Source organism: Acidiferrimicrobium sp. IK (genome assembly GCF_025499425.1).
Lineage (GTDB): Bacteria > Actinomycetota > Acidimicrobiia > Acidimicrobiales > Palsa-688 > Acidiferrimicrobium.
On record NZ_JAIMCB010000004.1, the window covers coordinates 52,721 to 73,957 of the forward strand.

Genomic DNA, 21,237 nt, shown 5'->3' on the forward strand with positions numbered 1-21,237 from the left:
GGTCCCGGGATTGTGACGGGCGGATGAACTCCTCCAAGTGGATACGCTGACCGCCGACGAGGAGGTGGTCCCCACGGCCGAGGTACAGCAGTCAGAGCACCAAGAGTTCGATGTGGTCGTGATCGGGGGGGGTCCGGCTGGCTACGCCGCCGCCCTGCACGGCGGCCTGGCCGGGCTCAACATCGCGGTGGTCGAGATGGAAAAGGTGGGGGGGACCTGCCTTCACCGCGGATGCATCCCGGCGAAGGAGTTCCTGGAGACCGCATCGGTCTTCCGGACCGTGGTCGGTGCCAAGGAGTTCGGGATCAGCACCGAGCCGCCGGTCGTCGACTTCGCTCAGAGTCAGGCCCGCAAACAGAAGATCGTCGATCAGCTCTGGAAGGGCCTCCAAGGCCTGATGAAGAAGCGCAAGGTCACGACCTTCGCTGGCGTCGGTTCCCTCGGCCCCGACCATGTCGTGACCATCGACGACGGCGCCGGCGCGACCACGAAGATCCGGGGCACGCACGTGATCCTGGCCGCGGGGTCGGTGCCGCGGACCATCCCCGGCTTCGAGGTCGACGGCAAGGTGGTGATGACCTCCGACGAGATCCTGGCCCTGGAGTCGCTTCCCGGTTCCGCTGCGGTGATCGGCGGCGGGGCCATCGGCTGCGAGTTCGCATCGATGCTCGCCGACCTGGGCGCGCAGGTCACCATCCTCGAGGCCCTCCCGAAGATCCTCCCGGGGTGCGACAAGGACGTCACCGACGTCGTGCTCCGCTCGTTCAAAAAGCGCGGGATCGGCGTGCGCACCGGGGTGAAAGTGTCGGGCCACACGCCCGCCGCCGACGGCAGCTCCACCACCGTCAGCTTCGGGGAAGGCGAGGAGCTCAAGGTCGACGCGGTCGTTGTCTCCGTCGGGCGCCGCCCGCTCGCCGACCACCTCGGCCTCGAGGGGACCGGGGTGAAGGTCGACGCCCGCGGGTTCGTCGAGGTCGACGAGTACATGCAGACCGGTGAGCCCGGCGTCTACGCCGCCGGCGACCTGGTCGCCACCCCCGCGCTGGCCCACGTCGGGTTCGCCGAGGGCGTATTGATCATCGACCAGATCCTCGGCGACGACGTCGTCCCGGTGGACTACGGCAAGGTGCCGTGGTGCATTTACTGCCATCCCGAGGTGGCCTTCGCGGGCCTGTCAGAGGACGCCGCCAAAGAGGCCGGTTACGACGTCGTGACCAAGAAGGACCCCTACGGCGGGAACGGTCGGGCGCTGATCGTCGGGGAGCCCGACGGGATCGTCAAGGTCATCTGCGAGAAGCTGCCCGACGGCAAGGCCGGGCGGATACTCGGCGTGCATATGGTCGGCCCCTGGGTCACCGAGCAGTTGGGTCAGGGATACCTGGCCGTCAACTGGGAGGCGACGCCCGAAGAGGTCGGTCACTACATCCAGCCTCACCCGACGCTGTCGGAGGCATTCGGCGAGACGGTCCTCGCCCTGACTGGAAGAGGTCTTCACGTTGGCTGACATCACGATGCCGCAGCTCGGCGAGACGGTTACCGAGGGCACCATCACCCGGTGGCTCAAGCAGGTCGGCGAGACGGTCGCCGAAGACGAGGTGCTCTTCGAAGTATCAACCGACAAGGTCGACTCCGAGGTGCCGTCGCCGGCCGCCGGCGTCGTGTCGGAGATCCTCGTCCAGGAGGGCGAGACCGTCGACGTCGGAACCCGCCTGGCGGTGATCTCCGACGGAGCCGCCGCGCCGGGCGCGGCGGCCGCCGCCGAGGCACCCGCCGCCGAGGCACCCGCCGCGGAAGCGCCGGCAGCCGAGGTACCCGCCCCCGAGCCCCGGCAGGTTCCCGACGCGGCGGCGGGCGAGCCCGGCGGCGACGTCGAGTCCGGCCCCCAGGCCCCGGCCCCCGAGCTCGAGCAGGCGCCCGCCGCCCGGCTGCCCCAAACCGGCCCCGGCGAGCAGCGCAACGGGTCGTCGACCCGCCCCGGCGACGACCGACCCCCGGCGCGCCCCGGTGACGGCGGTGGAAAGGTGCTCTCGCCGGTGGTCCGTCGCCTCATCGCGGAGCACGACCTCGACGCCTCGCAGATCGCGGGCACCGGAGCCGGCGGGCGGATCACCCGCAACGACGTCCTGGACCTGATCGACAAGCGCTCCGCGGGTAACGGCGCCAGCGCTCCGGCACCGGCCGCCCCCGCAGAGCGGCGCGCCGTCCCGGCTGCGGCGCCCGCCGCCGCGCCGGCCGCCCCGGCCGCCGCCGCGCTCCCCGCGCCGCGGGCGACCGAGCGCGACACGGTGATCCCTTTCACCAACATCCGCCGGCGCACCGCCGAGCACATGGTGCGGTCCAAAGCCACCTCCGCCCACACCATGGTCGCGGTCGAGGTGGACTTCTCCGCTGTCGAAGCGGTCCGCAGCGCGGAGAAGGGAAGGTTCAAGGAATCCGAGGGGTTCGGGCTCACCTATCTTCCGTTCATCTCCCGGGCGGTGGTCGACGCGCTCGGCGAGTTCCCCAACGTCAACTCCTCCGTGGGTGACGACGAGCTGATCGTGCACCACGACATCAACCTCGGCGTCGCGGTGGACCTGGACTTCGAGGGCCTGTTGGTCCCGGTAATCCACCAGGCCGACGGCAAGCGGCTGCGGGCGCTGGCCCGGGACATCTCCTCGCTGGCCGGCAAGGCCAGGGGCAAGCGGCTGACGATGGACGACATCAGCGGCGGGACGATCACCCTGACCAACGCCGGGCCCTTCGGGACCTTCATCACCGTCCCGGTGATCAACCAGCCTCAGGTGGCCATCATCTCCACCGACGGCGTCCGCAAGAAGCCCGTCGTGGTGGAGCTGCCCGACGGCACCGACAGCATCGCCATCCATCCGATCGGCGTGCTGGCCATGTCATGGGACCACCGGGCCTTCGATGGTGCATACGCCGCGGCGTTCGTCGCTCGGATCCGCACCATCTTGGAGACCAGGGACTGGGCCGCGGAGCTGTGAGCCCGTCGCCGCGTCTCCTGCGGGCCCGGTGGCTGGGGGGGCGGGTCGCCTACCGCGACGCCCATGCCCTGCAGCGGGGCCTGTGGGAGCACGGCGACGGCGACTGGTTGCTGCTGCTCGAGCATCCCCACACCTACACCATGGGGGTGCGGGCGAAGGCCGAGCACGTCCTCGTCGACCCGGCGTCGGTGGGAGCCGAGCTGGTCCGCGCCGACCGGGGCGGGGACGTGACCTACCACGGCCCGGGCCAGCTGGTCGGCTACCCGATCCTCGACGTCGCGCCGGGGCCCAACTCCACGCCGTGCTACGTGCACGGCATCGAGCAGCTGGTCATCGACGCCCTAGCCGACCTGGGACTGCCGGGGGCCGCCCGCCTGGACGGCTACCCGGGAGTGTGGGTCGGCGTCGACGGACCGACGCCCCGCAAGATCGCGGCGATCGGAGTTCGGGTGTCGAAGGGCCGGTCGATGCACGGCTTCGCCCTCAACGTGGACCCGGACATGTCGTACTTCGGGCACATCGTCCCGTGCGGGATCGCGGACAAGCCGGTCACCTCGATGGCGGCCGAAGGGGTGGCGGTGTCGACGCGCGAGGTCGTCGACGCGGTGGTCGCCCGGGCGGTCAGCGGGTGGGGTTACGCCGGTCTCGACCGGCAGGACACCGCGTGGCGAGTGGCGGACTCCGATCTGGCTGCGTTCACCCGCGGCGAGGGGCCTGGTGCGCCGGTCCCGGCCTCCGCCGGCGGCCGCCAGGACCGCGGCGAGCCGGTACGCCTGCTCGGACGTTTGGCGCAGGCCGGGGTCGACCCGTCGTCGGGGTTGGCGATCGAGGAGCGCAAGCCCGAGTGGCTGCGCGTCAAGGCCAAGATGGGCGCCGAGTACCGGGCGCTCAAGCGGACCGTGAAGGAGTTGAACCTCGTCACCGTCTGTGAGGAGGCCGGCTGCCCGAACATCTACGAGTGCTGGGCCGACGGCACCGGCACGTTCATGATCAACGGTGACCGCTGCACCAGGGCGTGCGGGTTCTGTCTGGTCGACACCCGCAAACCCCAAGCGGTCGACCCCGACGAGCCGGCCAGGGTCGCCGAGGCGGTGGCCCGCATGGGGCTGGCCCACGCGGTGGTGACCACCGTGGCGCGCGACGACCTGGCCGACGACGGCGCGTCCGGCTTCGCCGCCACCATCGAGGCCATCCACGCCACGTCGCCGGGTACCGCGGTCGAGGTCTTGATCTCCGACTGCCGGGGTCACGAAGCGTCGCTGCAGACCATCTTCGCCGCCCGCCCCGAGGTGCTCAACCACAACCTGGAGACCGTCGCCCGCCTGCAGCGGGCGGTGCGGCCCTCCGCTTCCTACACCCGCAGCCTCGGCGTGCTGGCCCGGGCCAAGGCGGCCGGGCTCACCACCAAGTCCGGCCTGATCGTAGGGATGGGCGAGACCTTCGACGAGGTCCTCTCCGCTCTCGCCGACCTGCACGGTGTCGGTGTCGACATCGTCACCGTCGGCCAGTACCTGCGCCCGACGTCCCACCACCTCCCCGTAGCCCGGTGGTGGACGCCCGAGGAGTTCGACCGGCTGCGCGTCGCGGGCGAAGCGATGGGGATCCCCCACGTCGAGGCGTCGCCGCTGACCCGCTCCAGCTACCACGCCCGCCAGGCCGCCGACTCCGCCCGCCACGCCGCGGGACCGGTCGCGACCGACCCGGGCGTGGCTTCCGGGTCGTTCCGGTGAGCGTCCGGGCCCGCCGCTTGGAGCGGGTGCGCGCCGCGATGTCGGAGCTGGGGGTAGACGCCCTCTTGCTGTCCCTCGGAGCCGACCTGCCGTGGCTGTCGGGCTACGAGGCGATGCCCCTCGAGCGGCTCACCATGCTGGTGGTCCCCGCGGACGCCCCGGCCACCCTGGTCGTGCCCCGCCTGGAGGCGCCCAGGGTGGAGCCCGACCCCGACGTCTTCGCGATCGCCCCGTTCGCCGAGGGCCAGGACCCCGTGGCGTTGGTGGCCGAGCTGGTCGGCGCCCGCCGGTCGCTCGCAGTGTCGGACCGGGCGTGGGCGACGTTCGTGCTGGGCCTGCAGCGGGCCCTTCCCGGCACCGTGTGGTCGGTGGCCTCCGCGGTCACCGGCCCGCTGCGCGCCGTGAAGGACCCCGCCGAGATCGAGGCCCTGGCGGCGGCGTCCGCCGCCGCCGACCGGGTCGCGGCCGCGCTCCTCGGCGGCGAGATCCGCCTCGTCGGGCGCAGCGAGAAGGAAGTGTCGGACGACCTGGGCCGTCGTCTGGTCGCCGAGGGCCACCAGAAGGTCAACTTCGCCATCGTCGGCAGTGGCCCCAACTCCGCCAGTCCCCACCACGAGCCGGGGTCGCGGCGCATCGAGCCCGGCGAAGCGGTGGTCTGTGACTTCGGCGGGACGATGGACGGCTACTGCTCCGACATCACCCGCACCGTGTGGACCGCAACAACCCCCGAAGCGGACTTCGTCGAGTTGTACGGGGTGCTGGAGGCGGCGCAGGCGGCCGCGGTGCGCGCCGCGCAGACCGGCGTGACCTGCGAAGCGGTCGACGCCGCCGCCCGCGGCCCCATCGCAGAGGGCGGCTACGGGGACGCGTTCATCCACCGGACCGGGCACGGGATCGGCCTGGAGGAGCACGAGGACCCCTACATCGTCGCCGGCAACACCACCGGGCTGGTCCCCGGCCACGCCTTCTCGGTGGAGCCCGGCATCTACCTCGATGGCCGCTTCGGCGCCCGCATCGAGGACATCGTCGTCGCCGCGGACGCGGGGCCACGCCCGCTCAACACCGCCTCCCACGCCCTGACCGTCGTCGACGGCTAGAGCCGCCGTGGGCGGTCACGGCCGGCGCCCGCCGGCTGCCCGCCTAGCCGCAGGCCGCGGCGGGGTACGGCGCAGGCCGGCCGCCTTCAGCCTGACCACCAGCTCCCGGCTGTCCACCGCGGCGGCGCCTAGGCCGATGGCGACTTGGCGCAGCTCGCTCGGGATGTCGTAGTGGTCACCCTGGAACGCCCGGCGGGGGATCCACAGCCGGGCCGCGAACAGGTGGAGTTCGTCGTAGGACTCGTCGCTGACCAGGTGCGCCCAACGCCGGCCCCGCCACGGCCAGACGGCCTGGTCAACCAGGATCAACTGGTGTGGTCTGGCGGACCACGAAGTACTTGGCCTGCGGGTGGTGGCAGATGATCGCCGCGGTCGTCTGCTCGGGGTGGAACTGCCAGGAGGACTCCTCGCTGACCTCCACGCCGAGGCGTTCAGCGCCGACCAGCTCCGCGCACACCGCGTTGTCCTCCAGGTCCGGGCACGCCTCGTAGCCCCACGAGTAACGGCCGCCTCGGTACTGCTGGCGGAACAGGCCGGCGATGGACGGCCCGTCCTCCCCGACGAAGCCCCACTCCTCGCGGATCCGATGGTGCCAGTACTCGGCGAGGGCCTCGGTCATCTCGACGCCGAGGCCGTGGAGGTACAAGTAGTCCTGGTAGCGGTTGGCGGCGAAAAGCCGCGCTGTCTCTTCCGAGACCGCGTTGCCCATGGTCACCACGTGCATCGCCGCGAAGTCCAGGTCACCGGAGTCCGCAGGCCTGAAGAAGTCGGCGATCGAAAGCCACGGCTCGGCGGCTTGGCGGGGGAAGGTGATCCGGGTGCGCTCGACCCGGCGGGTGTCGTCGGACCAGACGATGAGATCGTTGCCGTCGCTGTTGACCGGGAAGTAACCGTAGGCCACTGCCGGCTGCAGCACCCCGCTGGCCCGGGCGGCCGCCAGCTGCGCTCGCAGCTCGGCGCGGATCCGTTCTTTGAACTCGGGGTCCTTCTCGCCCTTCGACTTGTCCGGCCGGTAGCCCCACTGGTTGCGGAAGAGGGCCGTCTCGTTGATGTACGCCGCGATGTCGTCGAGGGGGATGCCCTTTTCGACCCGGGTTCCGAGGAACGGCGGGACCGGGACCTCGTTGTCGGTCGCGACGGTGGGGGAGCGCCGGGAGCTGGTCGCCGCCGCGGCGGCGCCGGCCGTCGCTGCCTCTTGCGCCGCGGCCGCCCGGCTGCGGGCTCCTTCGCGCCCGCCGAGAGCCCGGCCGAAGTCCGGGTCCTCCACCCCGCTCTTTTTCAACTCCATCAGCTTGTCCATCGTGTGGAGTCCCTCGAAGGCGTCCTTGCCGTAGAACAATCGGCCCTTGTACTCGCTGCGGAGGTCCCGCTCCACGTAGGTGCGGGTGAGCGCGGCGCCGCCGAGGATCACCGGCAGGTCCGATAGGGACTGCTCGTTCATCTCCAGGAGGTTCTCTCGCATGATCAACGTCGACTTCACGAGCAGGCCGGACATGCCGATGGCGTCGGCGCCGACCCGCTTGGCCGTTGCGATCATGTCGGGGAGCGCCACCTTGATTCCGAGGTTGTGCACCTCGTAGCCGTTGTTGGTGAAGATGATGTCGACCAGGTTCTTGCCGATGTCATGGACGTCGCCCTTGACGGTGGCCAGCACGATGCGGCCCTTGCCGCCGGCGTCGGCCTTGTCCATGTGCGGCTCGAGCCACGCCACCGCCGACTTCATGGTCTCGGCCGACTGCAGCACGAACGGCAGCTGCATCTGCCCGGAGCCGAACAGCTCGCCGACGACCTTCATGCCGCCGAGGAGCGGCCCGTTGATTACGTCGAGGGCTTTCCAGCCCCCGTCGAGGGCCTCGGCCAGGTCGGCGTCGAGGCCGTCGCGCTCCCCGTCGATGATGCGCTGCTCCAAGCGGCGCTCGACGCTCCAGCCGCTGCGGTCCTCGGTCACCAGCGTCGCGGACGAGACCCCTTCGAACATCCGCAGCAACTCCGACAACGGGTCGTAGCCCTTCGCCGCGTCCCGACGGTCGTAGATCACATCCAGGCAGACCTCCACCGCCCTGGGATCCAGCTTCGACAGCGGCACGATGCGCGCCGCGTGGACGATGGCCGCGTCCAGCCCGGCCTGCTGGCACTCGTGGAGGTACACGGAGTTGAGGGCGTGACGGGCGGCGGGGGCCAAGCCGAAGCTGATGTTCGACAGGCCGAGGATGGTGCGCACGCCGGGCAGCTCGGCTTTGATGCGGCGGATGCCCTCCAGCGTGGCCATCCCGTCGCCCCTGCTCTCCTCCATCCCCGTCCCGAGGGTGAGGGCCAGCGGGTCGAAGATGAGGTCCTCGGGCGCCAGCCCGTAACGGTTGACGGCCAGGTCGTGGATCGCTTTGGCGGCGGCCAGCTTGTGCTCCGGCGTGCGGGCCTGGCCGGTCTCGTCGATGCAGGTGCACACCACCGCGGCGCCGTGCTCCGCCGCCAGGGTCAAGAACCGGTCCAGGCGGGTGCCGGGCGCGTCGCCGTCTTCGAGGTTGACGGAGTTGAGGATCGGCTTGCCGGCGATGCGCTCGAGGCCGGCCTCGATCACCTGCGGCTCGGTCGAGTCGAGCATGATCGGCAGGGTCGCTTGGGTGGCGAAACGGCTGACGACCTCGGATATGTCCGAGACGCCGTCCTCGCCGGTGTAGTCGACGCACACGTCGAGGACGTGGGCCCCGCCTTTGACCGCGTCGCGGGCCATCGCCACGCACGTGTCCCAGTCGTCGGCGAGCATGGCCTCGCGGAACTTCTTGGACCCGTTGGCGTTGGTCCGTTCGCCGACGACGAGCACCGACGGGGCCTGGTCGTAGGGGACGTGGCTGTAGATCGAAGCGCACCCGGGCTCCCAGTCGGGATGGCGGGTGGCGGGCTGCAGGCCCGCGACCGCGTCGACCACCGCCCGGAGGTGGTCGGGGGTCGTGCCGCAGCACCCGCCGACGACGGAGATGCCGAACTCCCTCACGAACCGGGAGTGGTGCTCGGCGAGCTGGGCCGGCGTCAGGTCGTAGTGCATCTTCCCGTCGACGACCGACGGGAGGCCGGCGTTGGGCAGAACGGAGATGGGCATCCGGGCGTGAGCGGCGAGGTAGCGCAAATGCTCGCTCATCTCCGCCGGCCCGGTCGCGCAGTTCAGGCCGACCACGTCGGGGCGCAGGGCGTCGAGGGTGGTGAGCGCTGCACCGATCTCGGTGCCCATGAGCATCCGTCCGGTCGTCTCGATCGTGACTTGCACCTGGATAGGGACCCGGCGGCCGGCTTCGGCCATGGCCCGCCGGCACGCGATGATCGCGGCCTTCGCCTGGAGCAGGTCCTGGACGGTCTCGATGATGAACAAGTCGACGCCACCGTCGAGCAGCCCCTTGGCTGCGACCTGGTAGCCGTCGCGCTGCTCGGCGAAGGTGATCTGGCCGAGCGACGCGATCTTGGTGCCCGGCCCGAGCGAGCCGGCGACGAAACGGTCGGGCCCGTAGCTGTCTGCCACCTCCCGGGCGATGCGCGCCGCCCGGCGGGACAACTCCTCGGCCCGCTCCGCGATGCCGTACTCGGCGAGCACCCACGGCAGCGACCCGAAGCTGTCGGTCTCGACCACGTCGCAGCCCACCTCGAAGAACGACCGGTGCAAGTCCGCCACCACGTCGGGCCGGGTCGAGACGAGGATCTCGTTGCAGCCCTCGAACGCCGGGCCCCCGAAGTCGTCGGGCCCTAGCTGGCGCAGCTGCAGGTTCGTGCCGGTCGCGCCGTCGAACACGACCACACGCTCGCGGACGGCTTCCAGATACGAACGACCCATCCCGACAGGCTACTGGCTGGTCCCTGTGTGGCCTCCGATCCGGGACCGTTCCCTGCCGGGAGCGGAGCGGTCCGGCCTGGTCGGGGAGCCGGTGGGGCATGATGGAGGAGGCTGCGACCGCGGCGTCGCGAGGAGCCCGAACCGAGTGGCAAGAAAGGCGATGAGCGAAGCCGGCAGGCAGTCCGAGGCCGACGAGGGGGACGGAACCGGTGTGGCCCGTCCCTGGGCGCCCACGGCCGGCTCCCCGACGGGCGCGCCTGGACCCGGGCGTCTGTCCCGCCGCTTCGCGTGGCGGGTGGTGGCCCTCATCTGGCACAAGACCTTCGAGGATCGGATCCTCGGGCTGGCGGCGGAGGCCGGGTTTTGGGCCCTGGTGTCCCTGCCGTCGATGCTCCTCGCCATCTTCGGTGCGCTCGGCTACCTGAGGGGGGTGATCGGGGCGACCACCGTCAGCAGGGTGCACCAAGACGTGCTGCGGGCCGCGGGTGACGTGCTCACTCCGGCCACCGTCAGCAGCGACGTCGCGCCGATCCTCAACGAGGTCTTGGCCCGCGGCCACCTCGAGGTGGTCTCGATCGGGTTCGTGATCTCGCTTTGGTCCGGATCCACGGCGATGAGCGACTACGTCAACACCATCACCGTGGCGTACGGGATGCGAGGGTTGCGCGGCGCCGTGCGCAGCCGCCTGGTCGCCCTCTGGCTCTACCTTTGCGCGTTGGTCGCGGGGATCGTGCTGCTGCCTGCGCTGGCGCTCGGCCCCGACCTGATCACCCAGATGTTCCCGGGCAACGTCCACGACGAGGTCCGCCTCACCGTGCAGATCATGTACTGGCCGGTCATCGCGGTGGGCTCCGTCGCGGTGCTGTCGATGCTCTACAAGGCGTGCCTGCCGGTGCGGGTGGCCTGGCGGCGGGGGTTGCCGGGGGCCACCGTCGCCATGGTGCTGTGGGTGTTCTTCAGCTTCGCGGTTCGGGCCTACCTGACCTCGAGCTTCCGCCAGCGCTCCGCTTACGGCTCGCTGTCCGCGCCGATCGCCGGCCTGCTGTTTTTCTACTTCACCGCCCTCGCGGTGCTTCTCGGCGCGGAGATCAACTCGGCCATCGACGCCCTCCACCCGGTCCGCTCCACCGAGGACGGCCGGGCCCGCTCCCGGCTGAAGGCGGCCGGCGGCGCGTCCCCCTACCTGGCCCCGCCCGAGGCGGCGTCGGGGCCGGCGGCGTCGCCGGCCGGGCCGCTGGGGCCGCCACCCTCCGCCGGCCGGGAGCCGGCCACCGCCCCTGACAGGCGGCGCCGGCGGGACGCCTTCCGCCGACTGCGATGGTCACCGCGGCGCGAGCCGGTCCCCGTCGCCGACCCCCACGAGCGCCGCTGACCCTCCCGCGCTCGACGCCGCGGTGAGGGCCGGGCGCACCACGGCGAAGTACACCACCGCCGCCGCCAGGCCGACCCCGAATGGCGCCCCGATCGCCATCACGCTCACCCACCGCAGCCGGGAGGCACCCGCTGCGCTCCACTCGGCGGGGGCGCGCAGCGTCGCGTCCGCCGCGCCCCACAACGCCACGCCGATCACGACCCCGATCCCGACGGTCCACGCCAGCCCGTGGGTGTCGGTGTCGAACAGCAGCGACAGGGCCGACGCGGCCAGGACCACCACCAGGACCGGCCTGACCACAGCGTCGGGGGCCTTGGCCGACACCCGGGCGCCCGCGTACACCCCCGGTACGCTTCCGGCCAGCAGAGCCCCGGCGATGGCGAAGCTGATGTGGCCGAAAGCGAGCTGGCCGAGGGCGGCGGACGCGACGAGCGGGACGGCTTGGACCAAGTCGGTGCCCACTAGCGACTTCGAGGTGAGCTGCGGGTAGAGCAGCATCAACAGCACGATCATGAGGGACCCCGAACCCACGGAGGTCATCCCCACGATGAAGCCGCCGGCCACCCCGACCAGCACGGTCGGGGCGGTCTTGACCTCGTAGGAGACCGCCGCGGAGCGCGAGGCGTCGCCGGAGCGCCGCCGGCGGGCGCTCAGGTAGGACTTGGCGACCAGGCTGGCGCAGGCGACGACGAGCGCCCAGCCGAGGACGGTCTTCACCTCCTGCTGCACCCCCGTGCCGCTCAGCCGGTTGATGGCGTAGGCCCCGACGAACGCGGCCGGCACCGAGCCGGCCACCAGCCGGACGACGAGCGGTTTGTGGATCGTGCCCCGCCGGAGGTGCACGCCTCCTCCCACCGGCTTCATCACCAGCGAGTTGACCAGGTCGCTGGCGATCGCCACCTTGACGTCGATCCCAAACAGCAGGACCAAGATCGGGGTCATCAGCGCCCCGCCCCCCATGCCGGTGATGCCGACCGCGAAACCGCCGAGGAGACCGGCGGCGGCCAGCAGCCAGCTGCTCGGGTTGTGATGGGCCTGGTGGCTTCCGGCGTGGGCCGCGACGAGCGCCGCGGCGTGAAGAGCCGTCACGTGGATCCCTTCCGAACTGGTCGACCTTTCAGGTCGGATTTCGAGACAATAGCGGTTCCGCCGCCGGCGGCCGTGGGGGGCTCCGGGCGGGCGGGCTGCGCCGCTAGCGTCGCCACGGTGCTCTCGGCCAAGGACATCGCGCTCGCTCGGGGCACCCAGGTGGTCCTCGACCGGGTATCGCTGGCGGTGGGGCCCGGCGACCGGGTGGGGATCGTCGGGCCCAACGGGATCGGCAAGTCGACGTTCCTCGGCGTCCTGGCCGGCCTGGTCGTGCCCGACGCCGGGACCGTCGAGCGGGCGCCGGCGGCGCTGTCGGTCGGCTTGTTGACCCAGGAGCCCGACGGGCTGCCCGGTGAGACCCTGGGCGAATACCTGGCCCGGCGTACCGGCGTGGCGGAGGCCGGCGACGACCTCGACCGGCTGACCGCGGCGATGGCCGCCGACCACCGCCTGGTCGACGACTACAGCGCCGCGCTGGATCGCTACCTGGCGCTCGGCGGCGACGACTTCGAGGCCCGCGCCGCGGTGGTCTGCGCCGATGTCGGCCTGCCCGCCGACCGGATGGGCGTGGCCATCGCCGACCTCTCGGGCGGCCAGGCGGCCCGGGCCGGTCTGGCCGCGGTGCTGCTGGCCCGCTTCGATGTGTTCCTCCTCGACGAGCCGACCAACGACTTGGATTTCGCCGGGCTGGAACGCCTCGAGGGCTTCGTGCAGTCGGTGCCCGGCGCGGTGGTGGCGGTGTCCCACGACCGAGCGTTCCTCGACCGGTCGGTGACGAGGATGCTCGAGATCGGCGAGCACACCCACCAGGGCAGCGAGTTCGCCGGCGGGTGGAGCGAGTTCGTCGAGCGGCGGGCGCTGGCGCGCAGCCAGGCCAGCGCTGCCTACGACGAATGGAAGGGCCAGCGGGACCGGCTCCGCGAGCGGGTCCGCACCCAGCGCTCGTGGTCAGAGCGGGGGGTCCGCAAGGCGGTCAAGGCCCCGAAGGACAACGACAAGGCGCAGCGGGGCTTCTCCGTGAACCGCACCGAGAAGCAGGCGTCGAAGGTCAAGATCTCAGAGCGTGCGCTCGAGCGTCTCGGGCAGCTGGACAAGCCGTGGGAGGGGTGGCAGCTGCAGCTCGATCTGCGCAGCTCCGGACGCAGCGGCGACGTCGTGGCTCGCCTCGACGGGGCGACGGTGGATCGGGGGATGTTCCGCCTGGGGCCGGTCGACCTGGAGATCGGCTGGGCGGAGCGGGTCGCGGTCGTCGGACCCAACGGCGGGGGCAAGTCCACCCTGATGCGGGCCCTGACCGGCGAGATCCCCCTCGACGGCGGCCGCCGCTGGATCGGGCCCGGCGTGACCTTCGGCCGTCTCGACCAGGGCCGGGCCCGGTTCAACGCGGCGCCCACACTGCTCCAGGGGTTCATGGACGAGACCGGGGTGCTCGCCGAGGAGGCCCGCTCGACGCTGGCCAAACTCGGTCTCGGCGCCGCTCACGTCCACCGGCCGGCGGCGGAGCTGTCGCCGGGGGAGCGGACCCGGGCGCAGCTGGGCGCGTTCATGGTGGCGGGAGCCAACTGCTTGGTCCTCGACGAGCCGACCAACCACCTGGACCTACCGGCCATCGAACAGCTGGAGGAGGCGCTCGAGCAGTTCGAGGGCACGGTGCTGCTGGTCACCCACGACCGCTGGATGCTCGAGACCGTCTCGCTGACCCGCACCGTCGAGGTCGAGGCCGGCGCGGTGCGGGACCTCGGCTGAGGCCCACCGTCGGTAGATTCGCTCGTGTGAAGATCTATACGCGCAAGGGGGACGACGGCACCACCGGGCTCCTCTACGGCGGACGCGTCCCGAAGACGTCGCCGGTGATCGGGGCCAACGGCGACATCGACGAGGCTCAAGCCGCCCTCGGAGTGGCCCGCGCCGCGGCCGGGCCAGGCCGGCTCGACGCCATGCTGGTCGGCGTCGAGCGTGACCTCTACGCGCTCATGGCCGAGGTCGCCACCGCCCCGGCCAACCGCCACAAGCTGACCCCGGGCGCGTCCCTCGTTACCGCCGAGATGGTGGCCGCCATCGAGGCGCTCATCGACGAGCTGACCCCCGAGTTCCCGCCGCTGACCGACTTCTCCATCCCCGGCCAGGACCCCGTCTCGGCCCAACTGGACCTGGCCCGTACCGTCGTGCGCCGCGCCGAGCGGTCCCTGCAGGCGGTGGGGATGACCGACAGCCTGGCTCCCGCCTACCTCAACCGGCTGTCGGACCTGGTGTGGACCATGGCCCGGTGGCAGGAGCACGGCGAGACCCTCCGCGCCCGCGACGCCGGCGCCTGAGCCCGCCGCGGCGTGGCCCCGAGCCAGCGCGGTCGCGCAGCCCAGAACCGGCCCGCAGCGCGGAGCCGGCCCGCACCCCCGACCCCACCCAGACCCAGTAGAGGAACGATGACCGACACTGCCTCCCGGCCCGCCACGACCACCGACCGCTCCGCCCCGATCCGCTTCGTCGACGCTGACGAGGTGCCCGCCGACGCCGAGGTCCTCGGCGTCCCCGTGTTCGACGACTTGACGCTGCCCGTCGGCGCCGGCGCGCGACTCGACGTGGCGTTCCTTCGCCGCTGCGGCTTCGAGGGCCGTCCCGGCCAGGCGCGGGCGGTGCCGGCCGACGACGGCACGACGGTGGTGGCGCTCGGAGTCGGGAAAGGCGACCGGGTCGACGGCGACGTGCTGCGCCGGGCCGGTGCGGCGCTGGCCCGCCACGCCGGGGCGGCGGCGAAGGTCGCCACGACGCTGCCGGCCGCCGCGGGTGGGATGGCCGCGCCGGTCGTGGAGGGGTTCGCGCTGGGCTCATACCGCTTCGAGGACGGCCGGCGCCGGGTCCAACCCCGGGCGGTCGAGCAGCTGACGGTGGTCGGCGCCCGGGCGGACGACGTACGGCGCGGCGCGGTGGCGGCCGAGGCCACCGCCCGAGCCCGGGACTGGGTCAACACCCCGGCGCGGGACCTGACCCCCACCCGCCTCGGGGCCCTGACCGAGGAGCTGGCCCGCGAACGGGGCCTGCGCGTCGAGGTCTGGGACGAGCGCCGAATCGCCGCCGAGGGGCTGGGCGGTCTGGGCGGGGTGGCGGCCGGTGCCGTCGAGCCGGCCCGGTTGATCAAGCTGGAATACCGCCCGAGGTCACCCCGGGCCCGCGTCGCCCTGGTCGGCAAGGGCATCACCTTCGACTCGGGCGGCCTGTCGCTCAAGACCGCCGCGGGAATGATGACTATGAAGAGCGACATGGGCGGCGCGGCGGCGGTCATCAACGCCACGCTGGCCGCCGCCGACCTCGCCCTGCCGGTCGCGGTGACCGCATGGGTGTCGGCCACGGAGAACATGCCGAGCGGCACCGCCATCCGCCCCGGCGACGTCCTCGTCGCCCGCAACGGCACAACCATCGAGGTCCTAAACACCGACGCGGAAGGGCGCCTGGTGCTGGCCGACGCCTTGAGCCTGGCGGTCGAGGAGGAACCCGACGCGATCGTCGACGTGGCCACCCTCACCGGTGGGCAGCGGGTGGCGCTCGGCTCCGGCGTGGCCGCGGTGCTGGCCAACGACGACGCCTTGGCCGCGAAGGTGACCGCCGCCGGCGACGCGGCGGGGGAGCCGGCGTGGCGGCTGCCCCTCGTCGCCGCCTACCGCAAGCGTCTCGACTCCGAGGTGGCGGACATCAAAAACGTCACCACCGGCGCGGCGGAGGCGTCGACGATCATCGCCGCGTTGTTCCTCGAGGAGTTCGTCGACGGGCGGTCGTGGGCCCACCTCGACATCGCGGCGCCGAGTTGGTCCGACAGCGACGAGGGGCTGCTCACCAAGGGCGGCACCGGGTGGGGGACCCGCACCCTCATCGAGATGCTCGCCGCCTGGGCGTAAGGGCTGGGGTCAGGGGCGCCGGTACGCCTTGACCGCCAGGTAGCCGAACACCGCGGTGATGCCAACCAGCCACAGCGCGGACTCCCACCCGTGGGTGACCAGCGGGCCGCCGAGGGCCAGGGCCCGCATCTCGTCCATCACGATCGTGACCGGTTGGTTGTTGGCGAACGCCTGCAGCCAACCGGGCATCGACTGCACCTGGACGAACGCCGAGGACACGAACGTCAACGGGAACAGCCAGATCAGCCCGACCGAGCCGACCGACTCCTCGTCACGGACCAGCAGGCCGATCCACCCCGCCACGCAGCAGATGGAGACGCCGAGCGCGACGCCGAGGGCCAGCATTGCGATGGCCGGCAGGACCCCGTTTTCGAACCGGAACCCGACCGCGTAGCCGACCGCGGCGAGGACCACCACCGTTGCGGTCAGCCGGACCGTGTCGGCGAGCAGCCGGCCGACGAGGACCGCGGAGCGGGCCATGGGCATCGAGCGGAACCGGTCGATGATCCCCTTCTGCATCTCCCGGGCCAGAGCGATAGCCGTGCCGAAGGACGCGAACGCCGCGCTCTGGCCGATGATCCCCGGCATGAGGAAGTTGACGTAGCCGCCTTTGACGTCGACCTTGATGGCCCCGCCGAACACGTAGCGGAACAGCAGGACGAACATGACCGGCTGCACGATCGTGAACACGATGAAGCTAGGGACTCTCAGCCAGACCAGCATGTCCCGGCGGGTCAACGTCAACGCGTCGGCGAGCGCCCAGCGGAGGCGCTGGTTGCCGCCCGGGGGGTGGTAGCCGAGCAGCTCGTGGGCGGCGGAGGGGCGCCGCTCGGAGGCGGTGGTGCTAAGCGACATGGTCGGTGCTCCTTGGGTGGCGATTAGCGGGCAGGGCGTCTCCGTCCTCGGCGCTGTGGCCGGTCAGGGAGAGGAACACGTCGTCGAGCGACGGCCGCCGCAGGGTCAGCCCGTCGGTCACGATGCCGGCGGCGTCGAGCTGGCGCACGGCCTGGATGACCGCGCTCGAACCCTTCCCGCCCACGCGCACCGCGATCTGGCCCGCCCCGCGGTCCACCGAGGGAGCGGCGTCGCTCAGGCCGGCCACAGCCTGGGCCGCGTCGTCGAGGCGATCGTCGTCGGGGACGATGAACTCGACCACGTCGCCGCCCACCATGTCCTTCAGCTCCTCGGCGGTGCCCCCGGCGATGACCCGGCCGTGGTCGATGACGATGATCTGGTCGGCCAGCTCGTCGGCCTCGTCGAGGTACTGGGTTGTGAGCAGCAAGGTCGTGCCGGTCGACACCAGGTCCCGGATGACCTCCCACATCCCGATGCGGCTGCGGGGGTCGAGCCCGGTGGTCGGCTCGTCGAGGAACAGCACCGCCGGGCGGGCCACCAGGCTCGACGCTAGGTCGAGGCGGCGCTGCATCCCACCGGAGAAGGTCTTGGCCGGTCGGTCGGCGGCGTCGGTCAGATTGAAGCGCTCCAGCAGCTCCGCGGCCCGGGTCCGGGCGGCGGCCTTCGGCAGGTGGTAGAGACGCCCGATGATCTCGAGGTTCTCGCGGCCGGTGAGCTCCTCCTGGATGGCCGCCGACTGGCCGGCCAGGCCGATGATCGCCCGTACCGCGTCGGGCTGGTGGACCACGTCGCGTCCCTCGACCAAAGCCTTGCCGCCGTCGGGTTGCAGCAAGGTGGTGAGCACCCTGACCGCGGTGGTCTTGCCCGCGCCGTTGGGCCCGAGCACGCCGAGCACGGTGCCACGAGGCACCTCGAAGTCGACGCCCCTAAGGGCGTGCACGTCGCCGAAGGACTTGGTCAGGCCCTCGACGACGATTGCGGGCCCGTTCCAAGCGGCGCTGGTCACACCGGCGACCGTATCGGTGATGGTGGGTGGGGACACAACGATTTTCCTTCCTCGGCGATGATTACTTAGGAGCTAAGATAACGTGAAGGTAAGTGAAAAGGAGCGGTGTGTCAAGGTCTGACGAGACGGCTCGACCGGAGTCATCGCCAAAGAGCGGTCCGCACCTCGCCGCCCCGGGCGAGGAAGCACTGGGCAGCGCCCTGGCCCGCCTCGGCCTGGAGGGAACCCTGCTGCTCCACGCCCTCGCAGAGCGGATGGGGATGGCCGCCACCGACCTCTCCTGCCTCCTGCTGTTGGTGCTCGAGGGGCCGGCCACCGCAGGGCGCCTGGCCACCCGCAGCGGGCTGACCAGCGGGGCGATCACCGGGGTGGTCGACCGGCTGGCCCGGGTGGGGCTGGTGGAACGCCGCAGCGACCCCGACGACCGCCGCCGGGTGGTGATCAGCCTGGTGGAACCGCGCTGGCCGCAGGTGCGCCAGGCCATGACCCCGCTGTCGGGCGCGGTCTCCGATCTGGCTCTGGCGTTGCAGGGAATTCGCAACGGGGCCGAGCCGCCGCCCGCGCCCGCGCCGGGCGACACCACCGCACCGGTGGCGGCCCTGCGGGTCCTGCAGCTGGCCGGTGACGCCTTCGCGTCGGCGGTCGAGCAGCTGCGTCGACCCCTCGAGACCGCTGGTCCGGCTCCTGCCCCGCCCCACTCCAACGCGGTGCTCCGCCTCACCGCCTGGTCTTCGGGGACCGTCGTGGTGCGCGCCGGCGATCTGGGCGCTGACCTGGCCCGGCGGGTGGAAGGCCCCGTCAGCGTTCGGGTGCGCGTCGCGCTGGTGGCCCTCACCCAGCTGCGCGGCAGGCAGGCGGGGAGCGGCCCGGCGGTGGTCGACGTCCACCGGGACGTCGCCTGGGAGGTCGACTTGTCCGGCGGGGCGAACCGGCTTCGAGTCGAGCTACCCGACCTGTCGGTGACGGGAATCAACGTCCGTGGGGGCGCCAACCGGGTGGAGCTGGCCCTGCCCGCTCCGGTCGCCCCGACCCCGGTTCACATCGGCGGCGGCGCCAACCGGGTGCAGATCTCCCGGCCCGCCGGGGTCCCGGTACGGATCCGCGTGCGCGGCGGCGCCCACGACGTCCGCGTCGACGGGATCCGGGTGGACCGGGGTTGGGCGGGTGACGTCACGCCCGACGCCGACGCCGACGTCGCCCCGGGCTACGACCTCGACATCAGCGGCGGAGCCAGCAAGCTGGTGGTCGACTGACCCCGGCTCCGGAGCGTCCCGCCGGGACTACCTTCTTGAACGGGAAGACCTGAGGGGATCGAGGGAGCGAGGATGGCGAGCCAGCCAGGACGCGAGTGGAAGGTGGATCCCGTCGAGGCGCGCGTGCTGGGGCTGCCGACTCGCTGGTTCGGAGCCGGTAGCGGTCGGGACTGGCGCGGCGCGCGCCACCCGTACCGGTGGGCCCGGTGGAGGATCGAGCGTCACCGCCTCGGTCCGTACGCGCCCCCCTTCGACCCCAAGCCCGCCGGTCGCTAGCGGCGCGTCAGCGAGGACCGGCCTCGAGGGCCAAGGCGGCCTCGAGCAGCGCCAGGTGGGCGCCGGCGGAAGGCCGGTTGCCGAGCATCTCCCCCGACAGGGGATCGACCGCCTCGGAGAGCAGCCCGAGCGGTCCGCCCAACGCGCAGATCCTCTCCATGCGGTCGTGGGCCTCCTCCCACCGTCCGAGCGTGGCCAGTGCCCGCACCGCCCACAGCGACGCGACCAGGTCCGGCGAGTCGGCGCCGGCGCGGCCGTCGTCGAGCTCTGCGGGGTATCGGTGGAGCACCGCCCCGCTGCTCAGGCGTTCGAGGACTCGATCCACCGTGGCCACGACGAGGGGATGTTCGGGAGGCCACGGTCCGGACCAGGCCAGCCGGAGCAGGGCGGCGTCCGCATGCTGCGCCGGGCCGGTGTCCATCTTCAACCCGCCACCGGCGGCCAGAGAGTCACGCTCCAGGGCACGCAGCACGGCGGCGGCCTCCTGCTGCCAGCCGACCGCGTCGAGGTCCAGGGGGTTGGCGGCACGGGCCAGGCGGGCCATGCGCTCCAGCGCCACCCAGGCCTGGACCCGGGTGGCGGTGAGGCTCCTCGGCGGGCCGTCCAGCGCCCACACCCCGCCGTCGGGGTCGCTCCAGTGGTCGGCCAGATGGTCGATGGCTCCGACCAGCGCCGGCCACGCCGCGCTGAGCGGGCCGGCCAGGCGACCGCCGGGCGCTGCGGACCTCAAGTCGGCGGGGTGGCCGGCCCACACCGCGGCGTCGGCGCCGAGCACCGTGCTGGCGCTGATCGCGGTGACGACGCTGCCGTAGAGGTCGGCGTCGAGGGGATCGCTCCGGCCGACGACCACCGGTTGGGAGCCGCGCCACCCGGCCAGCGCCAACTCCTCCAGGGGAGGCGGGTGGCCGGTGCTCGCCGCCAGCATCGACGGCCACGGCACCGGCGTACCCTCGGCCGCCCGGCGCAGCCACTCCTCGGCCGCCGACGCGTCGTCGAGGAGCCCGACGCGAGCCATGACCGACGCCGCCGCAGCTGCGTCGCGCCAGCGGACGTAGCGGTCGTCAGCGGTGCGCTCGCCGCCGGCGCGCCGGGGCAGCGACGTCGTGCCCGCAGCGGCCGGCGGACCGCCGTCCCAAGGGCTGAGGGAGCGCAGCGCGAGCACGGCGCGCTCCACCGCCGGGCGGTATGGGCCGCTGTAGGACAGGGGAGCGAGCCAGCTGCGCCACGCCGTCTCCGTCGCCTCGAGGGCGCGCAGGGCGGCGTCGACGCTGAGCGGTGGGTGGCGGTCCTCGTCGAGGCGGTCGACGGTGACCACCATCCGCTCGCCGGTGCCCAGCCGGCGCACGCAGCCCCACCCGTGCTCGCTGCGGCCCCGCCCGGTGGGCAGGAGCGGCTCGCCGGCGCGGATCACCACCCGGTCGGCGACCAGCCCCTCGCCGAAGGGGACCGCGGTGCGCGACGGCCCGTACCCGCCGCCCGGCGCAACATCCACCTCGACGTCGACGGGCCCGGCCAGGGCGGTCACGATCCGGATCAGCCGGCCCGGGGGTCCCTCGCCGGGCCCTGACCACGGCAGCAGGTCGGTGATCGACACCCTCCGGCCGCCCGCCGCGAGGTCCAAGTCCGCGACCATGGTCCCCGGCCGGTAGGCGGCGCTCGACGGCGGCAGCCGGTGGCGGTCGCCGCCGGGACGGACCGGGCCGACGCGCAGCGCCCCACCGTTGGCGTCGAGCAAGGCGGAGAGCACCGGCCGCCCGTCGAGCGGGCCGGGGCAGTACCAGTCGACCGTCCCGTCAGCGGCGACGAGGGCCCCGCCGACGCCGTCACCCAACCACGACCGGGCCCGCAGCGGGATCCGGTCC

15 protein-coding genes are annotated in these 21,237 nt (G+C 72.5%); 9 read left to right on the forward strand and 6 right to left on the reverse strand.

Features of this window, described 5'->3' with window-relative positions:
* Nucleotides 1-37 precede the first annotated feature (37 nt).
* Genes lpdA through K6U06_RS07930 form a run of 4 tightly spaced genes read left to right on the forward strand, consistent with a single transcriptional unit; the run spans nucleotide 38 to nucleotide 5,814 of the window.
* Complete coding sequence (gene lpdA, locus K6U06_RS07915; protein WP_262321379.1) at nucleotides 38-1,504, forward strand: dihydrolipoyl dehydrogenase; 1,467 nt, start codon at nucleotides 38-40, stop codon at nucleotides 1,502-1,504.
* Entirely contained in the window at nucleotides 1,497-2,987 is a 1,491-nt protein-coding gene (locus tag K6U06_RS07920; protein ID WP_262321380.1) for a dihydrolipoamide acetyltransferase family protein, read from the forward strand. The genes lpdA and K6U06_RS07920 overlap by 8 nt, the downstream gene beginning before the upstream one ends.
* Nucleotides 2,984-4,717, forward strand: a complete 1,734-nt coding sequence (gene lipA, locus K6U06_RS07925; protein WP_262321381.1) for a lipoyl synthase — start codon at nucleotides 2,984-2,986, stop codon at nucleotides 4,715-4,717. Before K6U06_RS07920 ends, lipA begins: the two co-directional genes overlap by 4 nt.
* Nucleotides 4,714-5,814: a M24 family metallopeptidase gene (locus tag K6U06_RS07930; RefSeq protein WP_262321382.1), complete on the forward strand. Its 1,101-nt coding sequence runs from the start codon at nucleotides 4,714-4,716 to the stop codon at nucleotides 5,812-5,814. The genes lipA and K6U06_RS07930 overlap by 4 nt, the downstream gene beginning before the upstream one ends.
* 15 nt (nucleotides 5,815-5,829) lie before the next feature.
* Here K6U06_RS07930 and K6U06_RS07935 read toward each other — a convergent pair whose 3' ends face one another.
* Both K6U06_RS07935 and metH read right to left on the reverse strand, forming a co-directional pair.
* Nucleotides 5,830-6,123 (reverse strand): DUF4031 domain-containing protein, encoded by a 294-nt coding sequence (locus K6U06_RS07935; RefSeq protein ID WP_262321383.1) that lies wholly within the window; start codon nucleotides 6,121-6,123, stop codon nucleotides 5,830-5,832.
* Nucleotides 6,110-9,634, reverse strand: coding sequence for a methionine synthase (gene metH, locus K6U06_RS07940; RefSeq protein ID WP_262321384.1), 3,525 nt, complete (start codon nucleotides 9,632-9,634; stop codon nucleotides 6,110-6,112). The genes K6U06_RS07935 and metH overlap by 14 nt, the downstream gene beginning before the upstream one ends.
* 145 nt (nucleotides 9,635-9,779) lie before the next feature.
* On the opposite strand from metH, the gene K6U06_RS07945 reads away from it, so the two are divergent.
* Entirely contained in the window at nucleotides 9,780-11,006 is a 1,227-nt protein-coding gene (locus tag K6U06_RS07945; RefSeq protein WP_262321385.1) for a YihY/virulence factor BrkB family protein, read from the forward strand.
* On the opposite strand, the gene K6U06_RS07950 is transcribed toward K6U06_RS07945, so the two are convergent.
* Nucleotides 10,956-12,095: a sulfite exporter TauE/SafE family protein gene (locus tag K6U06_RS07950; RefSeq protein ID WP_262321386.1), complete on the reverse strand. Its 1,140-nt coding sequence runs from the start codon at nucleotides 12,093-12,095 to the stop codon at nucleotides 10,956-10,958. The genes K6U06_RS07945 and K6U06_RS07950 overlap by 51 nt on opposite strands.
* A gap of 117 nt (nucleotides 12,096-12,212) precedes the next feature.
* On the opposite strand from K6U06_RS07950, the gene K6U06_RS07955 reads away from it, so the two are divergent.
* The 3 genes from K6U06_RS07955 to K6U06_RS07965 all read left to right on the forward strand — a co-directional run bounded on the left by K6U06_RS07955 (nucleotide 12,213) and on the right by K6U06_RS07965 (nucleotide 15,985).
* Nucleotides 12,213-13,841 carry an ABC-F family ATP-binding cassette domain-containing protein gene (locus K6U06_RS07955; RefSeq protein ID WP_262321387.1) on the forward strand — a complete coding sequence of 543 codons (1,629 nt, stop codon included), beginning with the start codon at nucleotides 12,213-12,215 and terminating at the stop codon, nucleotides 13,839-13,841.
* A 26-nt stretch (nucleotides 13,842-13,867) separates the two neighbouring features.
* Entirely contained in the window at nucleotides 13,868-14,410 is a 543-nt protein-coding gene (locus K6U06_RS07960; protein ID WP_262321388.1) for a cob(I)yrinic acid a,c-diamide adenosyltransferase, read from the forward strand.
* 108 nt (nucleotides 14,411-14,518) lie between these two features.
* On the forward strand, nucleotides 14,519-15,985 hold the full coding sequence (locus K6U06_RS07965) for a leucyl aminopeptidase (RefSeq protein WP_262321389.1): 1,467 nt from the start codon (nucleotides 14,519-14,521) through the stop codon (nucleotides 15,983-15,985).
* A 9-nt stretch (nucleotides 15,986-15,994) separates the two neighbouring features.
* Here the strand turns inward: K6U06_RS07965 and K6U06_RS07970 are convergent, their stop codons facing one another.
* Together K6U06_RS07970 and K6U06_RS07975 are read right to left on the reverse strand one after the other, a co-directional pair.
* Entirely contained in the window at nucleotides 15,995-16,840 is an 846-nt protein-coding gene (locus K6U06_RS07970; RefSeq protein WP_262321390.1) for an ABC transporter permease, read from the reverse strand.
* Nucleotides 16,830-17,846, reverse strand: coding sequence for an ATP-binding cassette domain-containing protein (locus tag K6U06_RS07975; protein ID WP_262321391.1), 1,017 nt, complete (start codon nucleotides 17,844-17,846; stop codon nucleotides 16,830-16,832). The genes K6U06_RS07970 and K6U06_RS07975 overlap by 11 nt, the downstream gene beginning before the upstream one ends.
* 107 nt (nucleotides 17,847-17,953) lie before the next feature.
* Here K6U06_RS07975 and K6U06_RS24515 point away from each other — a divergent pair, with 107 nt between their 5' ends.
* Nucleotides 17,954-19,099: a MarR family transcriptional regulator gene (locus K6U06_RS24515; protein ID WP_316044699.1), complete on the forward strand. Its 1,146-nt coding sequence runs from the start codon at nucleotides 17,954-17,956 to the stop codon at nucleotides 19,097-19,099.
* Between the two features lie 283 nt (nucleotides 19,100-19,382).
* On the opposite strand, the gene K6U06_RS07990 is transcribed toward K6U06_RS24515, so the two are convergent.
* Nucleotides 19,383-21,206 (reverse strand): glycoside hydrolase family 15 protein, encoded by a 1,824-nt coding sequence (locus tag K6U06_RS07990; RefSeq protein WP_262321393.1) that lies wholly within the window; start codon nucleotides 21,204-21,206, stop codon nucleotides 19,383-19,385.
* Nucleotides 21,207-21,237 lie beyond the last annotated feature (31 nt).